This window comes from Halomonas sp. (genome assembly GCF_041689495.1).
In the GTDB taxonomy this organism is placed as follows: domain Bacteria; phylum Pseudomonadota; class Gammaproteobacteria; order Pseudomonadales; family Halomonadaceae; genus Halomonas.
The window spans coordinates 1-7,874 of sequence record NZ_JBDNGD010000189.1; the positions used below are offsets into that span (position 1 = coordinate 1).

The following is a 7,874-nucleotide window of genomic DNA, read 5'->3' on the forward strand; positions in this document are numbered from 1 at the left end:
ACGTTGTGCACCATGTTGCCGTAGCGGATGGAACGCGACCCGCAGGAGTTGTTGCCGGCCATGCCGCCGAGGGTGCACTGGGCGCTGGTGGACACATCCACCGGGTACCAGAGGCCGTGGGGCTTGAGCCAGGCATTGAGGTGATCGAGCACGATCCCCGGCTCGACCACGACGGTGCGTGCCTGGGCATCGAACTCCACCACCTGGTCGAGATAACGGGAGACGTCGATGACCAGTCCCTCGCCCACGGTCTGGCCACACTGGCTGGTACCGGCGCCCCTTGGCAATATGGGGACACCGGCATCCCGAGCGATATCCAGGGTCAGCGTCAGGTCTTCCTGATGGCGGGGAATCACCACCCCCACCGGCGTCACCTGATAGATCGAGGCATCCGTCGAGTAACGGCCCCGTGAGGCCTGATCGAACAGGACCTCTCCGGCCAACTCACGCTGGAGCCTGGAAGCCAGATCACCGATCGGCTTTATCCGGGCATCCTGCGAACGGGGACTCTGCGTCGCGGACGTCATCCTTCTTCCCTCCTCGCATACGGCAAGGGGGCACCGATGGTCAACTGGACCCCTTGAGCGGGTTGATGGCGAAGTAGTCCAGTGCAGCGGTGACCCCACTGCCCTTCAGGGGGACGCCAGTGAGTTTCATGCCTGCCTCGCAACCCCCCAGGGTGGCAATCAGAGTCAGGTCGTTACAGTCCCCCAGATGGCCGATACGGAACATCTTGCCCTTGGACTTGCCGAGGCCGGCCCCCAGGGACAGGTCGAAACGCTCGTAGATGATCTTGCGCACCTCGTCGGCATCGATCCCCTCCGGCATCACCACGCCGGTGAGCACCGGCGAGTAGACGACCGGGTCCAGGCACTGGATCTCCAGCCCCCAGGCCTCGACGGCCTTGCGCACACCGGCGGCCCAGCGCTGGTGGCGTGCCAGGACGTTCTCCAGGCCTTCGTCGAGCAGCATGTCCAGCGACTCCTTGAGGCCATAGAGCAGATTGGTGCTGGGGGTATAGGGCCAGTAGCCGTTCTGGTTGGCCTCGAGGATCTCGTCCCAGGCCCAGAAACTGCGTGGCATCGTCGATACCCGGCTGGTGGCGATGGCCTTGTCGGACACGGCATTGAAGCTGATGCCCGGCGGCAGCATCAGACCCTTCTGTGACCCGGAAACGGTCACGTCGACGCCCCATTCGTCATGGCGATAGTCGGCACTGGCCAGGCCGGAAATGGTATCGACGATGAACAGGGCGGGATGCTCGGCGGCATCGATGGCCCTCCGCACCGCGGCGATGTCACTGGTCACCCCGGTCGAGGTCTCGTTGTGCACCACGCAGACCGCCTTGATCTCATGGCCGGCATCCTCTTTCAACCTGGCCTCGATCATGTCGGCCTGAACCCCGTAGCGCCAGCTCTCATAGCCGGGCAAGCCGATGAACTCGGGCTCCAGCTGCAGCCGCCGGGCCATCTTCTCCCAGAGGGTGGCGAACTGACCGGTCTCGTACATCAGCACCTTATCGCCCGGCGAAAGGACGTTCGACAACGCCGCCTCCCAGGCACCGGTCCCCGAGGCGGGGTAGATGATCACCGGGCCCCGGGTCTTGAACACCTGCTTGATATTCTCGAGGATCTCTCGCCCCAGGGCGCCGAATTCCGGGCCGCGATGGTCGATGGTCGGCAGGCTCATAGCCCGCAGGATACGATCCGGCACCGGGGAGGGGCCGGGAATCTGCAGGAAATGGCGGCCGGACGGATGAAAATCGAGCTTCAACATGATGATTTCTCCAGATGCAACTCTGTACTTTTGATAATGAATTCAAAATACGCTAAAAAATCACTTGATGCACCCTTCGGCCCGCAGGGTTTGCCGCTGCTCGGGCGAGAAGCCCAGGGTGTCGAGGACCTCATCGGTGTGCTGGCCGAACAGCGGGGCCGGGCTGCGGATCTGCGAGGGGGTGCGCGAGAATTTGCTCGGAAAGCCGATGGTCTTCATCTTGCCGATCACCGGGTGATCCATTTCCTGCACCATGCCACGCGCCAGGTAATGCTCGTCCTGCATCGCCTGGGCGAAATTGTTGATCGGACCGGCCGGCACGCCCGCCTTGTCGCAGAGCTCGAGCCAATGATTCATTTCCCCATTGACCATGATCGCTTCCAGCAGCGCCTCGAGCTCCTCGACGTGCTGGCCACGGTCGAAATTGGTCAGGAACCGCGGGTCGGTCATCAGGTCCTCGCGCTCAAGCACGTCCTGGCAGAAGCGCTCCCAGGTACGCTGGTTGGCACAGCCCAGCATGATGTAGCCATCGCTGGCCTTGACCGCCTGATAGGGTGCCGACACGCGATGCCGCCAGCCGGTGGGCTCGGGCAACGTGCCCTCGCCGAAGTAGGCCGCCGCCTCCCAGGCGAACCAAGGCAGGCCGCATTCGGTGATGGCGATATCGATGTGCTGGCCTTCGCCGGTGTTCATCCTGTGGATATAGGCCGCGAGGATCGAATACACCGCCGTGATGCCGGCGCCGATATCATAGACGGCGATGCCGGTCTTGAGCGGGCGCCGGCCCTTCTCGCCGGTCATCGACATCAGCCCGGTCATGCCCTGGGCCACCAGGTCAAAGCCACCGCGATGGCTGTAGGGGCCGGTCTGGCCGTAGCCGGAAATCGAGCAGTAGATGATGCCGGGATTGATCGCCTTGATGGTGTCGTAGTCGATCTGCAGCGACTTGGTGACGCCGGTGCGGTAGTTCTCGACGATGACGTCGGCGTCCTTGGCCAGGCGATAGAAGATCTCCCTGGCCCGGTCATCCTTCAGGTTGAGCGAGATGCTTTTCTTGTTGCGATTGATCTGCGAGAAACAGGTCGACTCGTCGTTGACGTAGGGGCCCATCTGACGGCTGTCGTCGCCGCCCTGGATCTTCTCGACCTTGGTGACATTCGCCCCCATATCGGCCAGCACCATGGTGCAATATGGCCCGGCCATGATCTGCGAGATGTCCAGCACTTTCACGTTCTGTAGTGGCAGCATTGGCAGAATTCCCAAGTTGGATGACTTAGCGGCCCGACCATTCAAAAGGCGTCTTGTGGACGAACTTGTCGACGGCCGCCTTGAAGTCATCGCTCATGTAGCAGGCGGTGACCCAGTCATCGCCGGCACCCGCGGCGGCACGACGCTCCTCCAGCACCCTCCCCACCAGCGCCTTGCTGGCCTGGACGGTGAGCGGGGCGCGTCGACCGAATTCGGCGGCGATGGCGGCCACCTCTTCGATAATCGCCTCGGACGCGAAGATGCCGTTGACGAGTCCCGCCTGGTGGGCCTCATTGGCACCGAACAACTTGGCCATCATCAGCGCCTCCTTGGTGCGGGCCACGCCGATCATGTCGACCATCCGTGAGACGTTGGTCATCGACAGGGTGTTACCCAGGGTCCTGGCGATGGGTACGCCGAACTTCATCGACGGCGTGCAGTAGCGAAAGTCACAGACCAGCGCCAGGGCCGCCCCACCGCCCACGCAGGCGCCCTCGATCAGTGCGATGGTGGGCTTGGGCAGAGCCTCCAGCTTGCCGACAACCCGGTCAATACGTTGCTCGTATCCAAGGGCATCCTCGGGGGATTTGAAGTTGGCAAACTGGGAGATATCAGTGCCGGCGACGAAGGCCTCGCCGCCGACTCCATGCAGCACCACCGCCTGGATGTCTTCGTCCTCGGCCAGCCGATCGCAGCAGGCCTCGAGCGCGTCGTACATCTCCCAGGTCATGGCATTGCGGCTATCGGGTCGGTTGAAACCGATCCAGGCGAGGTTGCCCTCGCGCCGGAAGATCAAGGAATCAGACATCAGGTTTCTCCTCTCAGGGTTTTCGGGCTCATCGGTAGAAAAGCTCCACCAGGCCCATCGGGAAGATCGGCACGTAGGTGACCAGCATCAGCAGCACGAACAGCAGAATGACGAACGGCACATTGGCCTTGGTCACATCCCAGATATCGGCCTTGGCCACCGAACAAGCGGTCATCAGCACGCTGGCCACAGGGGGCGTCTGCTGGCCGATCGCCAGGTTCAGCGTCACGATCATCCCGAAGTGGACGGGATCGATGCCGACCATCATCACCAACGGCATGACAATGGGCACGGTGAGGATGATGGCCGCCGCCGAGTGCAGGATCATGCCGATCATCAGCAGGAAGATGTTCAGCAATACCAGCACCGCGTACTTGTTGTCGGTGAAGTCGCCGATCATGGTCGCCAGCATCTGCGGCAGTTGGGCGCGGGTAAGGAAATCCCCGAGCAGTGCGGAACTCGCCACCAACAGCATTACCACGGCGGTCTGTACACCGCCCTCGACCATGGCTCCGCGTAAGTTCGACCACCTCAGCTCGCCGTAGCGGAAACTGATCAGCAGCGATGCCAGCACCGCCAGCGCGGCGCCCTCGGTAGCGGTCATGAAGCCGCCGAAGATGCCGCCAAGGATGATCATCGGCAGCAAGAAGGCAAGGCTCGCCGCCTTGAAGGTAGTCCACACCCGGCTCAGCTTGAAGGTCTGCTCCACGGGAAAGTTGTAGCGGACCGCTAAGTACCAGGCGAGCACCATCATCAACAGCCCGCCGACCACACCGGGCACGATGCCGGCGACGAAGAGCTGCACCACCGAGGTGTCGGCCATGGCGGCATAGAGGATCATCGGGATCGAGGGCGGGATGATGATCGCCAGCGATGCCGAGGAAGATGTGATGGCGGCAGCGAACGGAGCTGGATACCCCTTGCGCTTCATCTCCGGAATCAGGATGGTGCCAAGGGCAGCCACATCGGCCACGGCAGACCCGGAAATCTCGGCGAAGAACAGCGAGGTGCCGACGCTTACCATGGCAAGGCCGCCGCGGACGAAGCCGAGCAGTGCGGAGGCGAAGTCGATCAGCCGTCGCGAGATGCCGCCGGTGTTCATGATGGCGCCGGCCAGGACGAACAGCGGAATGGCGATCAGCGGGAACTTGGTCGCGCCATCGAACAGCACCAGCGGGAAGCCGAACAGGCTGTTGGTCCCTTGCAACACCAGCATGGCGACGATGGACACCGCACCCAGAGCCACCGCAATGGGGATGTTGATGAAGATCATGGCCAGCCCAGCCAGCAGGATCAAGGCCGTCGTCATTGCATTTCCTCCACGATGTCCTGCTCCGAGGGTGGCTTCCGCCCCTCCCAAGCTTCACGCAGGATGTCCGGCAGGTTAAGCAGCTCGGCGATGACATAGAGCGCCGCGCCAATGGGAATGGTGGACTGAGTCACGGCCGTGGGGATGGGCACGCTGACCAGGGTAGAGCCGCTGAGGACACTGATGACGTAGACGCCATAGACGGCGAGCAGCACGAAGAAGGTGATGATGATGGCCTCACCGAGCACTACCAGCGCCATGCGCACAGTACGCGTTTGCGAGTAGACGAAGCCCGGGACGCTGATATGGGCGCGCTTGAGGGAGGCGAGAGCGGCGCCGTAGTAGGTCACCCACGCCAGCATCACGGCGGCGACCTCGTCATACCACGCCAGGGAATTGCCGAAAAAACGGAAGGTGACACCGAGTAACACGACCACCGTCAGGGAAACCACCAGAAACATGGTGATGACCTCGAGCAGCCACTCGAAGCCGGATCGAAGTTTCACGAGGGACATTGAAGCCACTCCGTCGAGCAGAGGAAGGACCGCCCGGCCGGGGCGGTCCAAGAGTTGATTCAGAGGGATTCAGTCTTCAGAGAGATTCAGTCTTCAGAGAGATTCAGTCTTTCTCACCGAGCGCCAGCGCATGGTCGACCAGGTCGCCGCCGCCTTCCACTTCCTCGTCGAAGAGCTCATAGATGGGGCCACTGGCGTCGATGAATGCCTGCTTGTTAGCCTCGTTGATCTCCATGCCGGCCGCTTCCATCTCGCCGAGGAGCTCCTCATCCTGCTTGGCGGCCGTCTCGTAGACGAAGTCCTGGACCTCCTGGGCCGTCTCCTCGAGCACATCCTGGACCTCCTGGGGGAGATCCGCCCAATAGCTCGTGGAGACCACGACATAGGCAGGCGTGTAGACGTGGTTGGTGATGGAGAGGTAGTCCTGCACCTCCTGGAACTTCGAGGAGTAGATCTGCACCAGGGGGTTTTCCTGGCCGTCCATGGTACCGGTCTGTAGCGCCGTGAAGACCTCCGAGAACGCCATGGGCGAGGGGTTGGCGCCGTATTCCTCGAACATGCGCACCCGCCACTTGCCCTTCGGGGTCCGCAGCTTCAAACCATCAAGGTCCTCGGGGGTATTGATGGCGCGCTCATTGTTGGTGATCTGGCGGAAGCCATTCTCCCAGACGGCGAGGATCTTGTAGCCCTCCTCCTCCGCCAGTGGGTAAAGGTCGGGCTCAACGACCTCCTCGATAACCCGCTTCATGTGGTCCCTATCCTGGATCAGATAGGGCATCTCGAACAGACCGAACTCATCCACTACCGAGGACATCACGCTGGAAGGCAGCGTAAAGGTCAGCTGGCCAAGTTTGAGCTTCTGCATCATGGAGCTGTCGCCGCCAAGCTGGCTCGCTCCGTAGACCTGCACCTCGTAGTCATCGCCCAGTCGCTCGTTGGCCCGCTTGGCGAACTCATTCGCGGAAGCACCGAACAACGAACCGGGGTTGCCCACGTGGCCAAACTGCAGCTCGGTCTGGGCCATGCCGAGACCTGGCGTCAGACTCAACGCCAGGGAGGTGGTCAGGAATGCTGTCTTGATCATATTCATTGGATACTCCATCCAGTACTGGATTGTTGTTGTGCGCATATTGCCCGGGAGCGACGTACTTTCGAGGCACCCCCAGGGCCATGGCGGCCGCCGCACGGCCACTCCGACGGCCCGACTCGCAACGGCATCCATAGACTCGCCGCCCCGACCGTCACAATTTCAATTTGAATTCATAATGTAGAATTAAAAAATTATCCTTTAGTCGAAGGGTGCTTGACGGCAAGGTTGCCAGCGGGAAACCGGAACAGGCGTCGAGGATCGGCACGCTACCATCAAGGATCGCAGGCGCCTCAGCCCAGGGGAGCTGGAGGCTGCTGCGAAAGACCTGCAGACCATGAGATATCTCCTGGACGGGTTGAACGGATTTTGGATGCATAATACATTTGCAGAGGAGCGTCAAACTCGACAGGCTCCGAGATAAGATCGCATCTGCCTCGGGCTACACAAGGAACCAGCCCATGAGCAAGATCCAGCACCGCAACCTTTACCGGGAAGTCGCCGACCGCGTCCGCAAGCTAATAGAGCATGGCGAACTCGCTCCCGGGGAACGCATCTCCGAAAAACAGCTCTGCGAACAGTTCGGTGTGTCACGAACGCCCCTGCGCGAGGCCCTGAAGGTACTGGCTTCGGAGGGGCTGGTGTTACTCCTTCCCAATCGTGGGGCGCGCGTCGTCCAGCTGACTCTAAAGACGGTCAAGGACACCTACGATCTGATGGGCGCCCTGGAGGGCTTGTCGGGAGAGCTGGCCTGTCAACACATCAGTGACGATGAGATCGAGGCGATAGTCGCACTTCACGAACGCATGCTGGGTCACTACCGCAACAGGGAGCTTGCCGAGTACTTCGAGGTCAACCGGAAGATCCATGAGAGCCTGCTTGCCGCGTCACGCAACGAGGTGCTCCAGGAGATGTACAACAATCTCAGCCAGCGCGTGAAACGTGTGCGCTACTCCAAGAAGATGACCGATAGCTTCTGGCGCCAGGCCGTCAATGACCACGAAAACATGATCTCGGCCCTCAAGAAGCGTGACGGCAAGCAACTGGGACAGATCCTGCGCAACCACCTCTGCAACAAGCTGGAAATCGCCTCCCTGTCCGATGAGCACGCCGACGATACCCTTCCCGGCG

The 7,874-nt window shown here is 61.5% G+C and carries 8 protein-coding genes; 1 reads left to right on the forward strand and 7 read right to left on the reverse strand.

Annotated features, from left to right (window positions below):
* The 7 genes from ACESMD_RS06535 to ACESMD_RS06565 all read right to left on the reverse strand — a co-directional run.
* The coding region (locus ACESMD_RS06535; RefSeq protein WP_372611457.1) for an FAD-binding oxidoreductase at positions 1 to 527 on the reverse strand (527 nt) is incomplete at its 3' end.
* Between the two features lie 40 nt (positions 528 to 567).
* Positions 568 to 1,776, reverse strand: a complete 1,209-nt coding sequence (locus ACESMD_RS06540) for an alanine--glyoxylate aminotransferase family protein (protein ID WP_372611459.1) — start codon at positions 1,774 to 1,776, stop codon at positions 568 to 570.
* 60 nt (positions 1,777 to 1,836) lie between these two features.
* Positions 1,837 to 3,024: a CaiB/BaiF CoA transferase family protein gene (locus tag ACESMD_RS06545; RefSeq protein WP_372611461.1), complete on the reverse strand. Its 1,188-nt coding sequence runs from the start codon at positions 3,022 to 3,024 to the stop codon at positions 1,837 to 1,839.
* Between the two features lie 25 nt (positions 3,025 to 3,049).
* Entirely contained in the window at positions 3,050 to 3,832 is a 783-nt protein-coding gene (locus ACESMD_RS06550; RefSeq protein WP_372611462.1) for an enoyl-CoA hydratase/isomerase family protein, read from the reverse strand.
* A gap of 28 nt (positions 3,833 to 3,860) precedes the next feature.
* A complete protein-coding gene (locus tag ACESMD_RS06555; RefSeq protein ID WP_372611464.1) occupies positions 3,861 to 5,141 on the reverse strand; it encodes a TRAP transporter large permease in 1,281 nt (426 codons plus the stop codon).
* Positions 5,138 to 5,656, reverse strand: coding sequence for a TRAP transporter small permease (locus ACESMD_RS06560; RefSeq protein WP_372611466.1), 519 nt, complete (start codon positions 5,654 to 5,656; stop codon positions 5,138 to 5,140). Before ACESMD_RS06560 ends, ACESMD_RS06555 begins: the two co-directional genes overlap by 4 nt.
* Before the next feature lie 103 nt (positions 5,657 to 5,759).
* Positions 5,760 to 6,746 (reverse strand): TRAP transporter substrate-binding protein, encoded by a 987-nt coding sequence (locus ACESMD_RS06565; protein ID WP_372611468.1) that lies wholly within the window; start codon positions 6,744 to 6,746, stop codon positions 5,760 to 5,762.
* Positions 6,747 to 7,204: 458 nt separating this feature from the next.
* Here ACESMD_RS06565 and ACESMD_RS06570 point away from each other — a divergent pair.
* The coding region (locus ACESMD_RS06570) for a GntR family transcriptional regulator (RefSeq protein WP_372611470.1) at positions 7,205 to 7,874 on the forward strand (670 nt) is incomplete at its 3' end.

What these genes read in the sequence shown, in the direction of transcription:
- ACESMD_RS06540 (WP_372611459.1), bottom strand. Translation starts at nt 1,776, where the DNA reads ATGTTGAAGCTCGATTTTCATCCGTCCGGCCGCCATTTCCTGCAGATT.
- ACESMD_RS06545 (WP_372611461.1), bottom strand. Translation starts at nt 3,024, where the DNA reads ATGCTGCCACTACAGAACGTGAAAGTGCTGGACATCTCGCAGATCATG.
- ACESMD_RS06550 (WP_372611462.1), bottom strand. Translation starts at nt 3,832, where the DNA reads ATGTCTGATTCCTTGATCTTCCGGCGCGAGGGCAACCTCGCCTGGATC.
- ACESMD_RS06555 (WP_372611464.1), bottom strand. Translation starts at nt 5,141, where the DNA reads ATGACGACGGCCTTGATCCTGCTGGCTGGGCTGGCCATGATCTTCATC.
- ACESMD_RS06560 (WP_372611466.1), bottom strand. Translation starts at nt 5,656, where the DNA reads ATGTCCCTCGTGAAACTTCGATCCGGCTTCGAGTGGCTGCTCGAGGTC.
- ACESMD_RS06565 (WP_372611468.1), bottom strand. Translation starts at nt 6,746, where the DNA reads ATGAATATGATCAAGACAGCATTCCTGACCACCTCCCTGGCGTTGAGT.